Source organism: Vibrio mediterranei, assembly GCF_013364395.1.
In the GTDB taxonomy this organism is placed as follows: Bacteria; Pseudomonadota; Gammaproteobacteria; order Enterobacterales; family Vibrionaceae; genus Vibrio; species Vibrio mediterranei.
In genome coordinates, this window is the sequence record NZ_JABXGK010000008.1 from 1635995 (window position 1) to 1654959 (window position 18965).

19 protein-coding genes are annotated in these 18965 nt (G+C 43.1%); 8 read left to right on the forward strand and 11 right to left on the reverse strand.

The features are described from left to right. Positions 1-94 precede the first annotated feature (94 nt). Positions 95-1987 carry a PTS mannitol transporter subunit IICBA gene (locus tag HOP38_RS24445; RefSeq protein WP_006070342.1) on the reverse strand — a complete coding sequence of 631 codons (1893 nt, stop codon included), beginning with the start codon at positions 1985-1987 and terminating at the stop codon, positions 95-97. A 471-nt stretch (positions 1988-2458) separates the two neighbouring features. Here HOP38_RS24445 and HOP38_RS24450 point away from each other — a divergent pair, with 471 nt between their 5' ends. Continuing rightward, complete coding sequence (locus HOP38_RS24450) at positions 2459-3115, forward strand: HAD family hydrolase (RefSeq protein ID WP_198559214.1); 657 nt, start codon at positions 2459-2461, stop codon at positions 3113-3115. Between the two features lie 50 nt (positions 3116-3165). Here HOP38_RS24450 and HOP38_RS24455 read toward each other — a convergent pair whose 3' ends face one another. After that, positions 3166-4188: an MBL fold metallo-hydrolase gene (locus tag HOP38_RS24455; protein WP_198559384.1), complete on the reverse strand. Its 1023-nt coding sequence runs from the start codon at positions 4186-4188 to the stop codon at positions 3166-3168. Positions 4189-4389: 201 nt separating this feature from the next. Beyond that, positions 4390-5268 (reverse strand): NAD(P)-dependent oxidoreductase, encoded by an 879-nt coding sequence (locus HOP38_RS24460; RefSeq protein ID WP_006070339.1) that lies wholly within the window; start codon positions 5266-5268, stop codon positions 4390-4392. Between the two features lie 280 nt (positions 5269-5548). On the opposite strand from HOP38_RS24460, the gene HOP38_RS24465 reads away from it, so the two are divergent. After that, a complete protein-coding gene (locus tag HOP38_RS24465) occupies positions 5549-6025 on the forward strand; it encodes an SRPBCC domain-containing protein (RefSeq protein ID WP_006070338.1) in 477 nt (158 codons plus the stop codon). A gap of 25 nt (positions 6026-6050) precedes the next feature. Here HOP38_RS24465 and HOP38_RS24470 read toward each other — a convergent pair whose 3' ends face one another. Together HOP38_RS24470 and HOP38_RS24475 are read right to left on the reverse strand one after the other, a co-directional pair. Beyond that, positions 6051-6935 carry a LysR family transcriptional regulator gene (locus HOP38_RS24470; RefSeq protein ID WP_198559215.1) on the reverse strand — a complete coding sequence of 295 codons (885 nt, stop codon included), beginning with the start codon at positions 6933-6935 and terminating at the stop codon, positions 6051-6053. Positions 6936-6955: 20 nt separating this feature from the next. Continuing rightward, positions 6956-7441, reverse strand: coding sequence for a GNAT family N-acetyltransferase (locus HOP38_RS24475; RefSeq protein ID WP_198559216.1), 486 nt, complete (start codon positions 7439-7441; stop codon positions 6956-6958). A 226-nt stretch (positions 7442-7667) separates the two neighbouring features. Between HOP38_RS24475 and HOP38_RS24480 the strand changes: the two genes are divergently transcribed. Both HOP38_RS24480 and HOP38_RS24485 read left to right on the forward strand, forming a co-directional pair. Beyond that, positions 7668-8543, forward strand: a complete 876-nt coding sequence (locus tag HOP38_RS24480; RefSeq protein ID WP_124941485.1) for a DMT family transporter — start codon at positions 7668-7670, stop codon at positions 8541-8543. Between the two features lie 98 nt (positions 8544-8641). Then, entirely contained in the window at positions 8642-9268 is a 627-nt protein-coding gene (locus tag HOP38_RS24485; RefSeq protein WP_198559217.1) for a hypothetical protein, read from the forward strand. Here the strand turns inward: HOP38_RS24485 and HOP38_RS24490 are convergent. After that, complete coding sequence (locus HOP38_RS24490; RefSeq protein ID WP_124941486.1) at positions 9238-11016, reverse strand: SgrR family transcriptional regulator; 1779 nt, start codon at positions 11014-11016, stop codon at positions 9238-9240. The two genes, HOP38_RS24485 and HOP38_RS24490, sit on opposite strands and share 31 nt — an antisense overlap. Positions 11017-11198: 182 nt before the next feature. On the opposite strand from HOP38_RS24490, the gene HOP38_RS24495 reads away from it, so the two are divergent. Continuing rightward, positions 11199-11342: a hypothetical protein gene (locus HOP38_RS24495; RefSeq protein WP_006070332.1), complete on the forward strand. Its 144-nt coding sequence runs from the start codon at positions 11199-11201 to the stop codon at positions 11340-11342. An 87-nt stretch (positions 11343-11429) separates the two neighbouring features. On the opposite strand, the gene HOP38_RS24500 is transcribed toward HOP38_RS24495, so the two are convergent. Continuing rightward, positions 11430-11933 (reverse strand): L,D-transpeptidase family protein, encoded by a 504-nt coding sequence (locus HOP38_RS24500; RefSeq protein WP_006070331.1) that lies wholly within the window; start codon positions 11931-11933, stop codon positions 11430-11432. A gap of 233 nt (positions 11934-12166) precedes the next feature. Between HOP38_RS24500 and HOP38_RS24505 the strand changes: the two genes are divergently transcribed. After that, positions 12167-12886, forward strand: coding sequence for an SDR family oxidoreductase (locus HOP38_RS24505; protein WP_062456181.1), 720 nt, complete (start codon positions 12167-12169; stop codon positions 12884-12886). A 45-nt stretch (positions 12887-12931) separates the two neighbouring features. On the opposite strand, the gene HOP38_RS24510 is transcribed toward HOP38_RS24505, so the two are convergent. Next, entirely contained in the window at positions 12932-13588 is a 657-nt protein-coding gene (locus tag HOP38_RS24510) for a cupin domain-containing protein (protein ID WP_198559218.1), read from the reverse strand. 255 nt (positions 13589-13843) lie between these two features. Between HOP38_RS24510 and HOP38_RS24515 the strand changes: the two genes are divergently transcribed. Both HOP38_RS24515 and HOP38_RS24520 read left to right on the forward strand, forming a co-directional pair. Beyond that, complete coding sequence (locus HOP38_RS24515; protein WP_006070328.1) at positions 13844-13987, forward strand: hypothetical protein; 144 nt, start codon at positions 13844-13846, stop codon at positions 13985-13987. 243 nt (positions 13988-14230) lie between these two features. Then, positions 14231-14962 carry a sulfite exporter TauE/SafE family protein gene (locus HOP38_RS24520; protein WP_006070327.1) on the forward strand — a complete coding sequence of 244 codons (732 nt, stop codon included), beginning with the start codon at positions 14231-14233 and terminating at the stop codon, positions 14960-14962. A 61-nt stretch (positions 14963-15023) separates the two neighbouring features. Here HOP38_RS24520 and uxuA read toward each other — a convergent pair whose 3' ends face one another. The 3 genes from uxuA to HOP38_RS24535 all read right to left on the reverse strand — a co-directional run bounded on the left by uxuA (position 15024) and on the right by HOP38_RS24535 (position 18932). Next, complete coding sequence (gene uxuA / locus HOP38_RS24525) at positions 15024-16205, reverse strand: mannonate dehydratase (RefSeq protein WP_198559219.1); 1182 nt, start codon at positions 16203-16205, stop codon at positions 15024-15026. Between the two features lie 96 nt (positions 16206-16301). Next, positions 16302-17051 (reverse strand): FCD domain-containing protein, encoded by a 750-nt coding sequence (locus tag HOP38_RS24530; protein ID WP_198559220.1) that lies wholly within the window; start codon positions 17049-17051, stop codon positions 16302-16304. 81 nt (positions 17052-17132) lie between these two features. Next, entirely contained in the window at positions 17133-18932 is a 1800-nt protein-coding gene (locus tag HOP38_RS24535) for a glycoside hydrolase family 2 protein (protein ID WP_198559221.1), read from the reverse strand. Between the last annotated feature and the right edge of the window lie 33 nt (positions 18933-18965).

Consider the following 18965-nt stretch of genomic DNA (forward strand, 5'->3'; position numbering starts at 1 on the left):
AAACAAAATCAAAAATGAGACCAACAGGGGGAGCGTTGGTCTCGTTTCACTTAGGAGCTATGACTTAAAGCCATGGTGATCATCACCATTTATGCTACTTACCACTTAGGATGCGAAGTACATCCTCAACGTCAGTGGTAGACTTCAAACATTCAACAGCTTCGTCGTCATCAAGTGAATTCGTAATCGCTGTGATAACTTGAATATGTTCATCACCTTGCGCTGCGATACCAATGACCATCTTCGCAACATCATCTTCGTCCTCACCCCATTGAACACCTTCAGGGAATTGGCAGAACACGATACCGGTTTTGTTGACGAACTGTTTTGCTTCAATAGTGCCGTGAGGTACTGCAATCGACTCACCAAGGTACGTAGAAACCAACTCTTCGCGAGCCAACATGCCTTCAACATACTGCGGTTCTACATAACCAAGTTTTACGAGTTGCTCACCAGCAAACTTGATAACTTCTTCTTTGGTTTTTGCTTCCATACCTAAGAAGATATTTTCATTCGAAAGCTTAAGCGTTCCTTCTTCGCTTGAGCTAGTGTCTGCTGGTGCTTCAGGCTTTTTTGGCTCAGCACCCGCTTGTTGTGCATTCACAAGGTCAGAAACCAGACCATCATACAAAGCACCATCTAGGAAGTTGCTTAGAGAAATGTGATGTGAGTTTGCGGCATGTTTACGTGCACGGTCAGTCAGATCTTTATGAGTAATGACGATGTCAGCGTCATCCGGTAGGCTGTTGATCGCTAAGTTAGTTACCGAAATGTCTAAGTTAGCAGCATCTACCTTCTTACGAAGCATGCTTGCGCCCATCGCACTTGAACCCATACCCGCGTCACACGCTACGATGATTTTGCGAACTTTTGCTAAGTCTAGAGCTGCACCAGTTTGACCTTTTGAAGACGCTTTCATGCTTGCCATTTGGCTTGCAGCTTTTTCTAGAGATTCTTCTTCGTCATCTTGTTTAGATGTTTTCATTAGTAGCGATGCGATGAAGAATGTCACTGTTGCTGAGGCAATTACAGATAGAATCACGCCAACAAATGAAGACTTAGGAGTCATCAGAAGTACAGCAAAGATTGAACCTGGAGACGCTGGAGATACTAGGCCTGCGTCGAACATCGTTAGTGTGAACACACCCGTCATACCACCAGCAATCACTGCGATGATCAGACGTGGGTTCATTAGCACGTATGGGAAATAGATTTCGTGGATACCACCAAAGAAGTGGATGATCGCCGCACCTGGTGCTGACTCTTTAGCATTACCGCGTCCAAAGAACATGTAAGCAAGTAGTAGACCTAGACCTGGACCTGGGTTCGCTTCAATCAGGAAGAAGATTGATTGACCCATTTCTTCGGCTTGTTGGATACCAAGTGGCGAGAAGATACCGTGGTTGATCGCGTTGTTTAGGAACAGGATCTTCGCAGGTTCAACAAAGATAGAGGTTAGAGGCAGAAGACCTGCGTTAACCATTACGCCTACACCCGCAGCAAGTGCAGTAGAGAGTACCTTAACTGCTGGGCCAATAACTAGGAAAGCAAGGATGGCACAAAGCATACCAACGATACCAGCCGAGAAGTTGTTAACCAACATCTCAAAGCCACTCTTAACTTTACCTTCAACTGCTTGGTCAAACTTCTTAATCGCTAGACCGCCAAGTGGACCTACAATCATTGCACCCATAAACATTGGAATATCTGTACCAACAATCACACCCATTGTTGTGATAGCACCAACAACCGCACCTCGGTCGCCAGCAACCATTTTACCGCCGGTATAACCAATCAATAGCGGTAAAAGGTAAGTAATCATCGGACCGACCATCGAACCCAAAGTTTCGTTTGGAATCCATCCGGTTGGAATAAATAGTGCCGTAATCAAACCCCAAGCGATGAATGCGCCAATGTTTGGCATCACCATGTTGGAGAGGAAACGACCAAAGTTCTGTACTTTGATTTTCGCTTCAGGAGATAGCATAAGGTCATCCTCGTTATCAGAAAAAGTAGTCCCTTTGGACCAAAAGTTGTTATTCAAAAGTCCATTAAAAAGTAACACAAGATTTCCAAAAGTCAGCATGACGGCATTTTTGTGATCCGAATCACCACACAAAAACCACAAACAACAATAATAAGTGATACAGATCACGTAATTGCAGCGTTGATAAATTACACAGCAACTTTATTGATAATAAATCTCATTTATTGTTGATCTACATCACATTTATTAGCCCGTGACACATAAAATAATTAGAGACTCAAGTCACACTTTGGTTAAATTACCACTCAGAATGCTCATCTAACCCTACTTAAAGCCGACCAATATAGCTCAATAAATAGTCGAAAACCGCCATAATGTAATTTTATTACAGATATGTTTTTTGACTTTCATTTAATCTCTGACAAAGTAGCGCTATAAAAACAAAACGTGAAACCTAAGAGGATTACCTAAATGATCTCCGCACTTTTATTTGATATGGACGGATTGATATTCGATACGGAAACGGTCTACAAAAAGAGTTGGCAATACGCGGCTACCCAGATGGGGTATGAATTAACCGACGACTACTATCAAGGTTTTATTGGCGTGCAAGACCCTGACTGTGAACGAATGTTGTGTGAGCACTTTGGTGAAGGATTTGACTTAGCCGCATACAAGGTCATTCGCGACCAACATTTTCATGAAACAAGAGAACAAGGAATAGGCTACAAACATGGGTTCCACCAGCTTTTCAAAACGGCTAAGGAACTCAATCTTATCACTGCACTCGTCACCTCCTCTCATTTGCCTGAAGTAAAACATAACTTTCAAAACTCAGACTACCTTGAGCAATTCGATACCATAATTACCGCAGAAGATGTACAAAATGGTAAACCTAGGCCAGATTGCTACATCATGGCATGCCAACGCCTTAACCTGATTCCAAGTGAATGCTTGGTACTGGAAGATTCGAATAATGGCATGCGCGCAGGAAAAGATGCTGGATGCCAGGCAGCGATGATTCCAGACATCACACCACCCCAAAAAGACATCGCTGAAATAGCTGACTATTTATTCGAGTCATTGGAACAGGTCACCGACCTCATTCGTAGCCAAACGAGTTCTTAAACAACGTCGGTGATTACGCAAACCAATGGTGTCAACCTAGATACCATTGGTTAATCCCACCAAACCTGTTGATTCTCAGTTGCACTCAACTCTCGTATGAGTACCTTTTCTCCAATTTTCGGACATACGACATTTACATTGTGTTCACTAGCTTCTCGAACTAGGCGTTTTAACGGCTCATTCCAAGCATGGAAAGAGAGGTCGAACGTGCTGTTATGAATGGGCAACATGACACTCCCTTTTACATCGATATGCGCTTGAACACTTTGCTCTGGAAACATGTGAATACCGGCCCACCTATCATCATAAGCCCCCGTTTCCATCAACGTTAAATCAAAGGGACCATAACGTTCACCAATATCGCGAAAACCACTGAAATAACCAGAGTCACCACTAAAGTAAATATTTGATTCACTACCCTGTATCACCCAGCTTCCCCACAACGACAAATCACGCTCTTTGTAGGAACGACCAGAGAAATGTTGAGTTGGAGTGAAAACAAACGTCAATGTCCCAATTCTCTCCGACTGCCACCAATCCAATTCTTGGATTTTATTTCGCGCCACCCCCCAGCCAAGTAAATAGTGTCCGACACGCTTCGGTACAAGAAATTGATCAACTCGTTCATGAAGTTGTTTAATGGTTTGTTTATCAAGGTGATCATAATGATCATGACTGATTAAACAGATATCAATGCGAGGAAGATCTTCTAAAGAGATAGGTAAGGGGTGAAAACGCTTAGGACCAACCCAAGACAAAGGCGATGCTCTGTCGCTGAATACAGGATCAGTGAGCAACACTTTACCGTCTATTTTCATTAACACCGCAGAGTGTCCTAAGCGAAATACACAATCGCCTGTATCTGACTCAATACTGTCACGTCTAATCGTTTCAACCGGAATGCTAGGAACCTGAGAGTAGATTAGCTTATCCACATTTAAATATGAACGCAGTGTCGCTAGCGTATCTTTGAAAGAGGGATTGTAGATGAGTTCGGTATTGGTGAATGGTTGAAGCTTAGCTTTGCGGGTAAATGGCAGCGCTTTTACACTGCGAGATAACAACACTGGCATACATGACTTTTCTTGTAGCTGATTATGTTCATTCAGTGTTGCCTGCCAAAATGACATCGAGATGCAAAATAGACGAACATTATATGTCGTTAAATTGACCAAACTGAAACAATTGCTAGAGGTGGAGTCTGTATTATTTCCCAAGTAAAAATGACAAAGCCCCGCTTGATAGCGGGGCTCAATTAACTTAGTAGCAAACCGTTACTTCTTAAGTTGAGTAAAGTAGTCGAAGATTACTGGCACGTCGTTTTGAGCTAGACCTGCGTCAACCGCTGCTTGTAGGCTCTTAGAAGTCCCTTCAGCAATCAAAGACTCAGTACCTAGGTCAGATACCATTTCTAGGAAGTAGCCTAGATCTTTGTTTGCATTAGCAATGGAAAAACCTAATTTCTCTTCGCCGTCTACGGCGTAGAACTTACAGAACTGCATAAATGGAGAATTAGATGGGCCTGCTGACATAATGTCGAATAGCTGTTGGCCATCAACACCGGCTAGTTTCGCAACAGCGAATGCCTGCGACATCGTTGCTACAGTGGTCATACCCATAAAGTTATTCACTAGCTTAGTCACGTGACCTGAGCCTAACGCACCAAGGTGGAATACATTTTCGCCTTGTTCATCAAGAACAGGCTTTACCTTATTAAACGTGTCAATATCACCGGCAGCCATGATGTTTAGTAAACCATCTTTCGCGTGAGCAGGAGTACGACCCAGTGGCGCATCGATCATACCAGCGCCGCGAGCTGCAAGCTCTTCGCCAATCTTGCGAGTGGAAGCAGGGATAGAGGTACCAAAGTCGATAAGTGTTGAACCTTCTTTAATACCAGCTAGGATGCCTTCGTCACCATAAACGACTTTCTCTACTACTGCAGAAGTGGTTAGACACAGCATTACAATGTCGCTGTTTTCAGCCAGCTCTTTTGCCGTTGTTGCTTCTTTAGCGCCACGAGCTACACAAGCAGCAACAGCGTCTTTGTTTAGGTCCATTACGTTTAGCTCGTAACCACGGTTTTGAAGGTTCTCAACCATGTTACCGCCCATAAGGCCTAGGCCGATGAAACCAATGACTGGTTTTGTCATGTGTGACTCCTAAAATACTATTGTATGACTATTTGAGTTAATCATATATGCTCTGTTTGGGTTAAGCAATCAATCTCCGGTGAGATTTTGTGATCAATGCTAGATAATGAGATCTACCACTCGAAAATTGAGCATATAATCATACAAAAGCAGTTTTTCATTACGTTCTGATAACAGAATCTTTATGAAGACTCCGTTCAACGTTAGCCAATTTCTATGACGGCCTGTATATCGTGACTATAGTTAACAAAGGCTCATTAACACGGGAAAACAGATAGGCATGAGCGAGTTAACAGAGATTCATTGGCCTGACTATTACCATCCTAAAAACTCATCCGTACACGTTAAGGAAGAGATTGTCGTACCTTCAGAATGTGAACGGATATGGGCTTGTATCGTTCAAGCGCCTTGTTGGCCTAATTGGCACCATAGAAAAACTGCGGTTCAGATAACAAAAGGTGACACGCGTGAGCTTCACAAAGGAACGATGTTTAACTGGATCACCAAGACCATGAGCTTTGAATGTACGGTAGTGGAATATATCCCTCACGAGCGTATTGCCTGGAAAGGGAAATGTGGAGACGTTGTTATGTACCACGCTTGGCTATTAAGTCCTTGCGACAACGGTTGCCGCATTGTCACTGAATCAACTCAGCGAGGTGGACTCCGTTGGCTAACCGGTAGATTCGTGACCAAACAAGTGGCGGCTCATCACCAACAATGGTTGCATCTACTATGTGAGCAAGCAAAAGGATAACCAAATCACAGAAGACAGGCAGCGTCTACAACAGCGAAAACACTGTGTCGCGTAACCAACGGTGAGCCACATCATTTTGCCATTTAGCATGCCACAGTAAATAGTAACTGTGTGACGGCAATGAAAATGGCAGCGGGTGAATGTCAAAGTCGGATTTGTCTGGCAATCTTTCTACAAGATACTTAGGCAGCGTTACCAATAAATCACTTTCTCGTACAACGTCCAGAGCTTCGCGAGCGCTCGACAACGTTAACGCTACATTTCTTTTTACCGATAAGTTGGCAAAAAACTCGTTCACCTCAAGATCAATATTCGCCACCAAATGCAGTAAGACATGCCGAGACTCAAGATATCGCTCAAGACAAAGCGTCTGTTGAGACTTGTGGTGCTCTTTAAACTTAACAACAACATAGTCGTTGTCAGCAATGCGCTTCCCATAGATGTTGTTCGGGATCCGGTGTGCTGGGGTGATCAGTATATCGACATCCTCCGTGGACAACTCATCAATATCCCGATGTTGCCACAATTCCATTCTGAAGGAGGCATTCGGCGCTTGACTCATCAACGCCAAACTCAAGTCTTTTACCAGCGATAATGAACTAAAACTTGAATACGCTATTCGATAGGTGCGCTTTATTTCACTGGACTCAATCGAACTGTCTGAATATAAGCCTTCAATGGCGCTAAGAACATGAGGTAGCGCTCGTTTAAGCGACTCCCCACGCGCCGTGAGCACGAATGTTTTTCCCTCTCGAATTAACAGAGGGTCAGAAAACTCCGCTCTTAGTTGAGTGAGATTTCTACTCATCGCCGACTGAGTTACTCGCAACCGTTCTGCAGCTTCAGTGAGGCTACGTGTTTCAAGTAGAGCTTGCAGTGGTCGCAATAACTTGTAGTTGTGTCCTATCATCCGTAACGCGATTTCCTTTTTTACGGTAGAGACTTAAGCATCCAAACATCGCAACCGTTATGCAGCGTACCTTCATAGGGTGCGTTTAAATGTGTGAAACCAAAGTTCTCGTACAATCTCACTGCTGCCGACATGGAAGTGAGTGTGTCCAAGTAGCAAGATGCGTAGCCTTGTTCAGTCGCGAACGCTAAACATTGCTGCACTAACTCCTTACCTAATCCAAGCCCGCGAGTTTCAGGTAGCAAGAAAAGTTTCTTTAGCTCGCATACGTCTTGATGATCACCAAATGGTGCTAATCCGCAACCTCCAACTACCTTGCCATCCACTAACGCAACAAGATACAAACTGCGATTTACTTCACTGTAGTTTTCGCTCATTGCTAACACTTCTGGATCCGAAGGACCAAACCCTTCGCCCACTGCGCCAAACTCAGCTCCCACGGACTGAATCACGGTACACAACGCCTCATCGTACTTTGGCATCGCATTTACTATTTCGACTTTCATAATGCTCTCTACTTCTATTAAATGCCCTTTTAATGTATTCCGCTTTAAAGCTCTATAAAAGTGATATTTAGTTTAGTTAATCATGATAAAAAGTGATAGCTATACAATTATGCAGAGTAACTCTGATTAGATGGAAGTGAAGAACATAATATATAAGTTATTGGTTATTCCGTGAAAGGACTCTGACCGTTAGGATAATGACTCGGTTGTAACTGATTGAAGCCCGATGAACAAAAACTTCTCTTTGGCGCTCACCGCCATGACGGCATTTGCGCTTAACTCTCTATTCTGTCGATTCGCTTTGGGAACCGAGGTCATCGATCCAGTAGGGTTTACTTTAATTCGCTTAGTCAGTGGAGCCGTCACCTTGGTTGCCCTTAGCTATCTATTGGACGACCAACGACAAAACCAAAGCTCACTTAAGCTCAGTCAATGTCAATCACTCTCCCTAGGCTTGTCACTTTTTGGCTATGCATTGCTATTTTCTTTTGCTTACATCACGCTTGATACTGGGACTGGCGCCTTAATCTTGTTTGGCACCGTACAATTGGCACTGATCGCTTATCACCGAATCAGTGGCCATGAAATATCCAAGTTAGAGATGGTGGGTATTGCCATCGCGTTAACCGGTTTTGCTTCATTACTATTACCGTCCGCATCTCAACCTTCTGTTGTCGGCACTGTGCTGATGGTCTTATCTGGGGTTTGCTGGAGTATCTTCACAATATTAGGGAAAAGCGTCCCATCTCCTATCTTAGCCACTAAACAAGGTTTTCTCGTGGCCAGTGGATTCATGATTCTCTATTTTATTTTGAGCCTATTTGTTAGCTCAGAGTCGATTCTATTCAATGCATCCGGTGCTCTTTACGCCGTGTTATCGGGTTCGCTCGCCTCTGCTGTAGGTTACTTTTTATGGTACTCACTGCTTCCGAAGATCGATGTGCTTGATGCGTCATTACTGCAGCTAACAGTCCCTGTTATTGCTATGGTTCTTGGTTGGCTATTTATCGGTGAAACCGTGTCTGCCATGTCGCTCCTATCAACCTTTCTTATATTGGGCGGAATAGGTTTAGTGTCTTGGTTTAAGTTGCAACGTAAATAGAAAATACAGATAGGATACAAAACGTTAATTGGTATCTACCTTAAAGTTGAACTAAGTTAGTAGCATTAAAATAGTCACTTATTCTGCTTGGGATACCCATGAAAACGTTATTAACTATCGCCCTGACCCTTCTATTACCATTGCAAAGCGTCTTTGCCGCGACCTCAGAAACTACAGAGCCGAGCGAGCTAGAGGAGCCATTAGTCAATATTAAAATGATGCTAGATCTTAAGGGAATCGAACAGTCCATTGAACGCTCTGCAGTTGCCATCGATAATTTGGCGACATCGTTAACTTTACTGTCAAAAAATGAAAGCTTGAATGAGGAACAACGACAAGTGCTCGTTGATACCATGGATAACATCAACGAACTCACTGAGATGTCCAAACAATCACTTATTGCCTTACCGGGCGCTTTAGAACAATCACAAAACTCCATCGCCACCAGCACCAAAAAATTTGCCTACGACGTTCGATTTAATGTGTTGTTATTGCTTGCTCTACTTGTCTTCGCCATTGTTCTGGCTCTAATTGCAGCGTACTGGTTAATTCTTCGTCCAATGCAAGGCACCATTATTCACGCCACACGAAACGTGTCCAAAATGGCCAGTGCGATCCATCAAACGGCAGAATCGTTAGAAACGACCACAGCCAATCAAAAGGTGCTAACCGAACGCTTAGCAACGCACGAGGTTCAATCTACAGACCAAACATCACGTAATTGAGGCCAGCCCCAAGTCGTGATTTCCACACCTTTCAAGATGCCATGAAAGCTCAATGTTTGACGATGATGAAACATTGGGCTGGCTAACCCTTCATGTATCAAAAGCGAACCTAGCTGTTCTAACTGTTTTAAATAATCACTTGGCTTTGAGCTCGCCCTAATCTTGTCAATCTCCGAAATAAGGCAATCACTGGCTTGTTTACCAATTGCAGAATGAAGTACGGGGTCACTAAGGAAAAACAATAAAGCCGATACCTGCCTATTATCATCTAAGTTTAAGCTGCTCATAATAAGCTCTTCTTCAAACCCTTCTGCCATAGCTTTTTCAATAAACTCATGAAACTTGTACAAGTTGAGTTCTACTTTCACCCCTTGTCGCTCAAGAATCTTCTTCGCGGCATCAGCGCTTCGTAAAACACCGGGATGAGCATAGAAAGCTATCTGAATAGTTTCAGGTAGGTCAACGGGCTGAGCGGTATGAATTCGCTTAACGTTGTGCCAGAAAGGAAAGAAATTACTCGCTATTTCCGCACCGAAGGTACGCTGATCCAGCGTTAACTGGTGCCAAACATTTTCACCGCATAAGGTTTCACTAAACCAACGTCGTTGAGGGTAAGTAAGTGCTCTACCATACTGATTAAAGAGGAGAAACAGGCAACCATCTTCAATTCTTGCTCGTGATGTGGCACTGAGCAATTCATTCTGATCAAAGTCGATGGCGGGATGGGATATAGTCGACCTAGATGAGGGCTCGATACGCTTAATGGTGGGTGAAACACGGTGCGCACATGCTGCATCACGCTCAGTCACTTTCTCTATACTGCCATCCAAAGACCAAATTGTAACATTATCGGTTAAGGCTCTTAGCCCAAAATACTGTTCATTAGCAACGAGGGAGAGTACTTGTTCTGAATGGTTATTAAGTGAAAAGACACCACTACCGACTATGTTTCGATCATTTTGTGCCAATTGCTCTGGTGGCTGTATCGAATACTTAAGATCGGTGAGCAGCGCGGCAAACCCTCTGTCAGGGCGGCTAAGATTGATGGTCATCACATAGGGGGGCTTAACGTCTATGGATTCCAAATGGTCGAGCTCATTCGCATAGTAGCGATGTTGCTGAAGTTGCAACAATAAGCTTTTAATCGTCTTAGCATCAACCCGGTCACCGTTGTCAAAAAACACGGAAGGTCGAATGTAGAACGTCCAAACTTGAAACGACGGGTCCACTTCCCAATGATGCGCCACATCTGGTTTGAGCTCGCCAGCTTTATCCATTGAAACCAGACAACTATAGAGCTGGCGATTCAAGAATCGTTCGCTATTTCGATGTGGAATATGAGGAACCAATCGAGTTAATGGTCGGTTATAGGTCAGTTGGACATTGACACGTCCTTCAGTGATTTTTGCACCTGAGGTTTGTTGTAGCAGTTGACCAAACGCCACTTGATCATTATCTAAAAATTCCAGAGCCCGATCATACTTACCCTCTTTAACCCATTGAGAAGCAATACGACGTTTAACCTCCCCTTCAGACAATAATCGAATGAGTGTAGAGCGCTGGTTTCGGCCCGCTCTGGGCACCCAAGTAATCCATTCCGCTTGGCTTAGGTGTTTTAGGATCGAACGCGTGTGCCTTGGGCTAGAAAAGAAACGCTCTGCGACGTCAGAAAGTGTCACTGCATGCTGATGACCGACTTCAAAAGCCTCTAGGCGCTTAAAGTAACGGTAAAGGTTAATACTTTCCAAAAACAGGTACCAGTTCGTCTTAGTAATGTTCCTTATTTTAGCAATTTAAACCCGCATTCATAGATTAATCGCCAAAGCTTTACTTATAAGGAACATTTGAGACAAAAATAACTCTGTTTTTAACTGCCGCATTTTAACCGACAATGAGTTCAGATTCTGAAGCAAACTCAGGCTGGAGGAACATGATGAAACACACTAAGCCTAAAGCAAAACAAGATGCAAAACGTCCATTGCGAGACTACTACTTGGCTCAACTTGCCGGCAGTAAATCCAAATTCAAATCAGAAACGTTGATTCGACTGGCCCAAACCTGCAACTACATGTAACCAAGAATTTAGCGACGGTAAGATCCATTATGTTTATGCTCCACCCCCGCAACCATAAGCTTGCTGTCGCTATTCCGACTAACTTCATTACCATCGAATATAAATAGGCGTGCCTATTTTCACTAAAGAAACAAGCTCATCCATCTCATCGTTAGTAATGGCAATACAACCATTAGTCCAATCAAAACTTTGTACGAATTGAGGTGGCTTGGTATTGTTGTTCTTCAACCCATGAATTTTAATGTTGCCGCCAGGCGCGACACCCAAACTCTTTGCACGATTTTTGTCTCTTAGGTTAGGATAACTAATGTGCATAGAGCGATAAAAAGCGGAATCGTCCATAACAAAATCGAGATAGTACTTTCCTTCCGGCGTTCGATTATCACCCTCTTGGATTTTATGTCCTCTCGGATTCTTACCAAGCGCGATCCTATATTCACGGATAACAGTATCGCCATCCATCAAGTACATTCGCCTTGCTGATTTCTTTACCTCTACTCTATCAATTTTGACATCTGGAGAGATCTCCAGACCAAAAGATCGAAATGGCAGCCCCACTATAACCAATACAACTAATAACCACTTATACATCAGTTCGTCCCCTAACAACTGACAGGAATTTTAACCCTTTCTGACACACGATCCAACGAGGTGTTTAGGTGCATATCTTTTTTAGTATAGGAACAGAAGGTTAGTTTTCATTGTTGCTATATGACAACACAGTTTCAATTAAATCCCCATATATCAACAATAATTCATCTACTACAATACACACATCTTCGAAAAAGAAGTCTAATCACAAATAACACTTAGAGGGTGAACAAATGAAAAAGCTGATTGTAATTACAGGTGCGAGTTCTGGTATTGGTGAAGCGATTGCTCGTCGTTTAAGTGACGCTGGTCACCCACTATTGCTTTTGGCTCGTCGTGTAGAAAAACTTGAAGCACTGCAACTTCCTAACACACTGTGTGAAAAAGTCGACATCACTGACAAAGCTACGTTTGAAGCTGCAATCGCTAAAGCTGAAGCGCAGTTTGGTCCTGCCGATGCTCTTATCAACAATGCCGGCATGATGCTACTTGGCCAGATCGATACGCAAGACTCTGCAGAATGGAAAACCATGTTTGATGTTAATGTACTAGGTCTACTAAACGGCATGCAAGCGGTGCTAGCACCAATGAAAGCTCGTAACTCTGGCACTATTATCAACATCAGTTCCATTGCAGGTCGCAAGACGTTCGGCAATCACGCTGCTTATTGTGGTACTAAATTTGCCGTTCACGCAATATCAGAAAACGTACGTGAAGAAGTAGCAGAATCAGACGTACGTGTTGTTACTATTGCACCCGGCGCTGTAGAAACTGAGCTTCTTTCACATACTACTTCTCAAGAAATTAAAGACGGTTACGATGAGTGGAAAGAAGTGATGGGTGGCGTGTTAGCTGCAGATGATGTGGCTCGTGCGGTTGAGTTTGCTTACTCACAACCTCAAAACGTCTGTATTCGTGAAATCGTATTAGCACCAACACGTCAACAGCCTTAATAAGACTTGCTGTTGAAAAGCGTAAGGCGACAATCTATTGTCGCCTTATTTTTTGATTGGTAAATGACCGGTCTTAAACCAAATAGTTGTCGGTTGTTTTACATAAGGTGTATGTTGGCTTTCGTAAGGGCTTCGCGTCCATGTTCCTTTGGGGTATTCTCCGTGCTCGTCTATCAAGGTCCCTTCTATAACGAACAATTCTTCACCACCAAAATGACCATGTGGATGGTAGTTATCCGGACCATTCCAACGCAGTAGCACAACATTCTCCTGATTGAAGGAGTGCAAAGGCAGAATTTCCATTTGACCTATCCCCGGTAGCCATTCTGCTTGGGTCGTATCAACTCTAACAGACTTGAGATCATTCTCATCAAACTGATTGAGTTTCACCAAGATGACACACCCTTGCTTACTAAATGGCGCGTGTGAACTACCCGGAGGGTTTCGAAGGTATGTGCCTGCTGGGTAATCTCCCGTTTCATCAGAAAACACACCTTCTAATACCAATATCTCTTCACCCAGAGGATGCGAGTGTTGACTAAACCGAGTTCCTGGGAGGTATTCAACGATGCTAGTAACATGACCTGACTCAGCGGCTTCTCGTTCTAAAGGCTTCCGATTCACACCATTTGCGGGAGAGGCGATCCATTCCATAGTCAATGTATCGATAACAACTCTTTGGGAGAAATCCATATTCAACATACAACGTATCCCTTGTTGATTGATGATTTAATTATAAGATATTTGTTTCAAAACACGTACAAACATTTCAATATATCAAATTACATTCCCAGACTTGTCATTGTAAGCAGTTGTAAATTTATGACCTATTCGCTTTTTATACAATTAGTTCAAAGATAAAGTTCAATATATAGCTTGACGTCGCAATTAATATTCTACCAATGACATAAAATAAATAGCAGATAAATACTGTTCACGTTTCAAAGGAGAAGCGATATGGAGAAGATAATTAATACCATTGGCCTCTGCATCATAGCAAGCAAATATGCCATTGTACTACTTGTAGCTGGTATTACTTTCAGTACTGGTGCTTTAGCGACAGAATTACTGCTCTGCACTGGGTTAGAAAGCTCTGAATAGGACATAATAATACTTCGCAAGGAATGAGGGAATATTAGCGGCATTCATTTTTAACTTCTTTTAGTTGCTTAATATTTCAGGGAGCATTACTGCTCCCTTTTTTATTATCTATATCACTTCATATAATAATTCTTAACATCATCTATTTTAAATATTTTGTTACTTTTAGCGTGTCTGCGCGATGACAATTGTATACAATAGCAGCACCGCTGTTGTATTGTTGTTCTTTATAAAGGAAGTCCCATGCTCGCTGACTGGTTTAGTCACACGGCACTTATCGCGATGTTGCTGATCTTTTTGGGTTCGTTTGTACAAACTGCCATTGGATTTGGGTTAGCGATCGTTGCTGCACCACTGCTGTTCCAAGTATCTCCTGACTATGTACCGGCCCCTATCTGCTTGGTTGCATTATTTATCTCTTTACTTAATGCTGCGAAACATCGCTCTAATATTGCAATCGGCGGATTAAAAATGGCCATGATTGGCCGTGTACCGGGCTCGATTGCAGGAGCTGCGCTGCTTCTGTACGTTTCCACACAGGTTCTATCTCTGTGGTTAGGGGTATTAGTAGTATTCGCAGTTGTAGTTAGCCTGCTACCATTCAGAATAGAACCAACACCTACCAGAATGGGGGTCGCTGGCTTCTTCTCCGGCTTTTTTGGTACCAGCAGTGCCATTGGAGGGCCACCGATGGCTTTGTTACTCCAGCACCAAGAGGCAAACCAATTAAGAGGCAATTTGTCCGCTTTCTTTGTATTCAGTTCGATCATGTCATTAGTCGTGCAAGCGCCGATAGGCTTCCTAACACTACATCATTTGTATATCACAGTACCGCTTATCCCAGCAGCATGGTTAGGCTATAAGTTGGCTTTAATGACTACTCATTCTCTACCAAAAGAGAAAATCCGTATTGGCGCACTTGCATTATGTTCACTCAGTGGTGTTACCGCTATTGTTCAAGGTCTAATTCATTAACAACAAAACAAAAAAGGAGGCAAACGCCTCCTTCTTTTTTAGTATACGAATGGTGGAGCCATTACATATAAAATGCGCGCTTCAAAGCGAGTTCCACACCACGGATCTCAGCCAGCCCTTTCAAACGACCGATACAAGAATAACCTGGGTTGGTTTGTTTCTTCAGATCGTCGATCATTTGATGACCATGGTCTGGTCTCATTGGAATCATGCGAGTCTCGCCGGTGCTTAGTCGACGGTTCTCTTCTTTCAACAACGCATTGATCACATTGTACATATCGACATCGCCCTCCAGATGAGCTGCCTCATGGAAACTCATCGGATTATCTTCACGCTGAGTAGAGCGTAAGTGCGTAAAGTAAATTCGCTCTCCGTATGATTCGATCATTTTCACCAAGTCATTGTCACCACGAACACCATACGAACCTGTGCACATCGTGATACCGTTCATTTTACTCGGCACCGCCGTTGTTAACGCTTCAATATCTTCAATCGTCGACACAATGCGTGGTAGGCCAAGAATCGGACGCGGTGGATCATCAGGGTGAACCGCCAACTTAAGTCCATACTGCTCACAAACTGGAATCAGGTCTTGTAAGAACAGCACCATGTGTTCGCGCAGTTTCTCTTTATCGATGCCTTTATAGGTATCTAGGCGCGCTTGAAACTCTTCAAGTGTGTACCCTTCTTCGGCACCAGGCAGTCCAGCAATGATGTTAGACGTTAGCTTATCGATCTGAGCTTGAGACATAGCGTCAAAACACGCCTTGGCATCCGCTTGCTCCTGTTCGGTATATTCAGCGTTCGCGCCTGGACGTTTTAGAATAAATAGTTCAAACGCTGCAAACTCGATTTGGTCGAAACGCAGTGCTTTTGAGCCATCAGCTAATTCATATTCCAAATCTGTACGCGTCCAATCTAATACCGGCATGAAGTTATAACACACCGTATCAATACCGCATTCAGCAAGATTGATTAGCGATTGCTTGTAGTTATCAATCCACTGTTGATAATTACCAGAGCGAGTCTTAATTTCTTCATGTACTGGTACACTTTCTACAACCGACCAAACAAAGCCTTTTGCTTCAATTATTTCTTTACGCTTTAGTATTTCTTCTTTTGTCCAAATTTCACCATTTGGAATATGGTGCAGAGCATTTACAATACCAGTTGCTCCCGCCTGTTTAATATCATCTAGTGATACAGGGTCATTAGGGCCATACCAACGCCATGTTTGTTCCATATTAATTACCTATCTTTGGACAAGACTAGTGCGTAGCGAATAATTTCATACTCACTAGTCGTTATTATTATTGAAGAGCTAAATTGTTATTTTTAACTAACGGAAAAGGAAGCCGTCAAATTGCGGATCATCTACGTCAGATAATTCAAATAACGTTTGTTTTACGTTTTCCAAGTGTTGCCACATTGCTTCTCTTGCACCTTCAGGATCTCTACGTTGAAGGGCAAGCAACACTTTTTCGTGATCGTCTAACCAAGCGGTACGATAATTCATGTTAGTGATACGTGAGTGCAACTGTCTCCACATTGAACTCTCATCGCGGCGCATCCAAAGATCTTTAACAATATCACTAAGAACACTGTTTTGAGACGCTTCTGCAATGGTTAAATGGAATAGTTCATCACCATCGTAATCCCCATGACCTGTTTCCAACTGTTGACGCTCAGTATCTAATGCCTCTCTGAGGCGACTGATATCGTTTTTCGTCACATGCATCGCTGCAAAACTGGCGATTTGGCTTTCGAGTACTTGTCGAGCTTGAAGTAATTCAAAAGGACCAATATCAGAATTTGCCCTAAGCGTTGCCAATTGAGATTGCTGAGCATCAGCAGAGGGCTTTGCGTTGACGTAAACGCCTGAGCCTTTGCGAACTTCAACTAATCCTTGCAGCTCTAGCATGATAATCGCTTCACGCACCACAGATCGGCTCACTTCCATCCCTTCAGCGATATCACGTTCAGGAGGCAGTCTGTCCCCTATTTTGAATTCATCTGATTGAATACGCTCTTGAAGCGCAAGTCCGATTTCTTGATACAGTCTTTTAGGTGCAGTAATAGCGATATTCATAGCATCGTCTTATAAATTGGTCTTAGGTTAATAATATCACTTGGTTTAAATTGGTCAACCAATTGGTTGACCAATTATATGTCATTTCAAGCTTTCTTGTTTCAACTTGCCATAGAAGTCAGCAAGTAGCGTAAATGACTCTTTTTTCGTAAATTTGTCATTCGAGATGAGACCTTTACGGTTCCAACCTTTCTGGAACATGTTCTGGCGACGTTCCACACGGAACTCATAAAGAATCCATGGCGAAATGCCTTTAATGTAATCCAGTTTTTCCAGATATTCGATTTGCTTTTTGTATACATCTGTCATGTATGACTCGCTGAAGAAGCCGGTTTTCGGCGCACCCTCACCAATGAAGCCATCAGCACCAGTCTCCGAAATAACAACCGGTTTACCTGGATTAGAGTTTTCACCGATTTCGATAAGGTCATCAAACACTTCTTCATACCAACCGTAGTACTCGTTGATACCAATAATATCTAGATGCTCAGCTAAACGGTCCTCAATCTTGTTCTTCGCATGGTTAACCAAACAAGCAGCAGAAACTAGACGACAAGGATCATTGTCACGCGCGGTACGAACTAGACCAGACATAAACTCTAAGCGCGCATCCGTATCAGCGTTCTCATTGCCCACTGACCACATAATGATACTTGCGCGGTTACGGTCACGCTTAATCATCTCTAGTAGTTGGTTTTCAGCGTCTCGGTAAGTTGCTGGATTTTCGAAATCTATCGCCCAATATACTGGTATTTCAGCCCAGATAAGGAAACCAAGCTCATCAGCCATTTTGGTCGCCATTTCGTGGTGCGTATAGTGCGCAAATCGCATGTAATTGCAGTTCAGCTCTTTCGCATGCTGGAATCGACGCTTTAGGTCTTCCGGTGTAACAACCTTGCCTATCTCTTTGTCATCTTCATGGACACTGATACCACGTAAGAAAGTATTCACACCATTAACAAAGATTTCAGTACCTTTAACTTCGACCTGTCTAAAACCGATACGATCTGTGACGACATCACTCCCGTAGGTTGCTGAAACATCATACAGCTTCGGACTTTCTGGAGACCAAAGCTCAGGCTCAACGCTTAATTCTATTGTTGCTTTTCCATCTACAATTGACAGTCTCTCATTGATACCCAGCTCTTCAATTGCAAAGGTTATTTCAGACTGTGAACCTTCAACTTCTACGTCAACATGCACCAAGTTATATTGACCATTTGGTACTAAGTAGACATGTAAATCTCGAATGATCTCTTTTGGGGTTCTTACAATCTCGATATCACGGTATATACCACCGTAGTTGAACCAATCGGTATTGCGCATTGGTACTCGGTCTAGGGTGCGAGTATTGTTTACACAACACATTATCCAGTTACGGCCCTGGTTTAATTTACCCGTAAACTCAGCGAAAAATGGCGTGGAACCACCATAGTGATTACCTAGAAACTCGCCATTTAAGAATACCTTACAATCATATTGTGCAGCACCAACACGTAAGAATACACGCTCATCCTTATTAGACTCTTCATAGTCCCAAGATTTGGTATACCAAGCACTGCCTTCGAAGAAATACCACTTCTCCTTTTGCATTTGCCAACACGAAGGTACTGGAATGGTTTCGCCCACGTATGGGTCATAGTCCCAAGGTTCAATTCTTTGCTCTGCTGGCATCGGCTTCATGTCATACCAACGTTGACGAAGGCCTGTATCTAAAAGATCAACCGCAAAGTTCCAATGTCCATTAAGAGACTCAGTGTTGCGTCCCCCCATAAACAACATATTGCTATGGTTTAAATTCTGTAGATTGAAAGGCACATCGTATTGTTCGTCATGCAAACAATTAATCGCATTCTCAGCAAGTTCAGAACGTTCTAGCATCTTACTTAAACTCCGAAAGCGGGAGCACAAATC

What these genes read in the sequence shown, in the direction of transcription:
- HOP38_RS24445 (WP_006070342.1), bottom strand. Translation starts at nt 1,987, where the DNA reads ATGCTATCTCCTGAAGCGAAAATCAAAGTACAGAACTTTGGTCGTTTC.
- HOP38_RS24450 (WP_198559214.1), top strand. Translation starts at nt 2,459, where the DNA reads ATGATCTCCGCACTTTTATTTGATATGGACGGATTGATATTCGATACG.
- HOP38_RS24455 (WP_198559384.1), bottom strand. Translation starts at nt 4,188, where the DNA reads ATGCCAGTGTTGTTATCTCGCAGTGTAAAAGCGCTGCCATTTACCCGC.
- HOP38_RS24460 (WP_006070339.1), bottom strand. Translation starts at nt 5,268, where the DNA reads ATGACAAAACCAGTCATTGGTTTCATCGGCCTAGGCCTTATGGGCGGT.
- HOP38_RS24465 (WP_006070338.1), top strand. Translation starts at nt 5,549, where the DNA reads ATGAGCGAGTTAACAGAGATTCATTGGCCTGACTATTACCATCCTAAA.
- HOP38_RS24470 (WP_198559215.1), bottom strand. Translation starts at nt 6,935, where the DNA reads ATGATAGGACACAACTACAAGTTATTGCGACCACTGCAAGCTCTACTT.
- HOP38_RS24475 (WP_198559216.1), bottom strand. Translation starts at nt 7,441, where the DNA reads ATGAAAGTCGAAATAGTAAATGCGATGCCAAAGTACGATGAGGCGTTG.
- HOP38_RS24480 (WP_124941485.1), top strand. Translation starts at nt 7,668, where the DNA reads ATGAACAAAAACTTCTCTTTGGCGCTCACCGCCATGACGGCATTTGCG.
- HOP38_RS24485 (WP_198559217.1), top strand. Translation starts at nt 8,642, where the DNA reads ATGAAAACGTTATTAACTATCGCCCTGACCCTTCTATTACCATTGCAA.
- HOP38_RS24495 (WP_006070332.1), top strand. Translation starts at nt 11,199, where the DNA reads ATGATGAAACACACTAAGCCTAAAGCAAAACAAGATGCAAAACGTCCA.
- HOP38_RS24500 (WP_006070331.1), bottom strand. Translation starts at nt 11,933, where the DNA reads ATGTATAAGTGGTTATTAGTTGTATTGGTTATAGTGGGGCTGCCATTT.
- HOP38_RS24505 (WP_062456181.1), top strand. Translation starts at nt 12,167, where the DNA reads ATGAAAAAGCTGATTGTAATTACAGGTGCGAGTTCTGGTATTGGTGAA.
- HOP38_RS24510 (WP_198559218.1), bottom strand. Translation starts at nt 13,588, where the DNA reads ATGTTGAATATGGATTTCTCCCAAAGAGTTGTTATCGATACATTGACT.
- HOP38_RS24515 (WP_006070328.1), top strand. Translation starts at nt 13,844, where the DNA reads ATGGAGAAGATAATTAATACCATTGGCCTCTGCATCATAGCAAGCAAA.
- HOP38_RS24520 (WP_006070327.1), top strand. Translation starts at nt 14,231, where the DNA reads ATGCTCGCTGACTGGTTTAGTCACACGGCACTTATCGCGATGTTGCTG.
- uxuA (WP_198559219.1), bottom strand. Translation starts at nt 16,205, where the DNA reads ATGGAACAAACATGGCGTTGGTATGGCCCTAATGACCCTGTATCACTA.
- HOP38_RS24530 (WP_198559220.1), bottom strand. Translation starts at nt 17,051, where the DNA reads ATGAATATCGCTATTACTGCACCTAAAAGACTGTATCAAGAAATCGGA.
- HOP38_RS24535 (WP_198559221.1), bottom strand. Translation starts at nt 18,932, where the DNA reads ATGCTAGAACGTTCTGAACTTGCTGAGAATGCGATTAATTGTTTGCAT.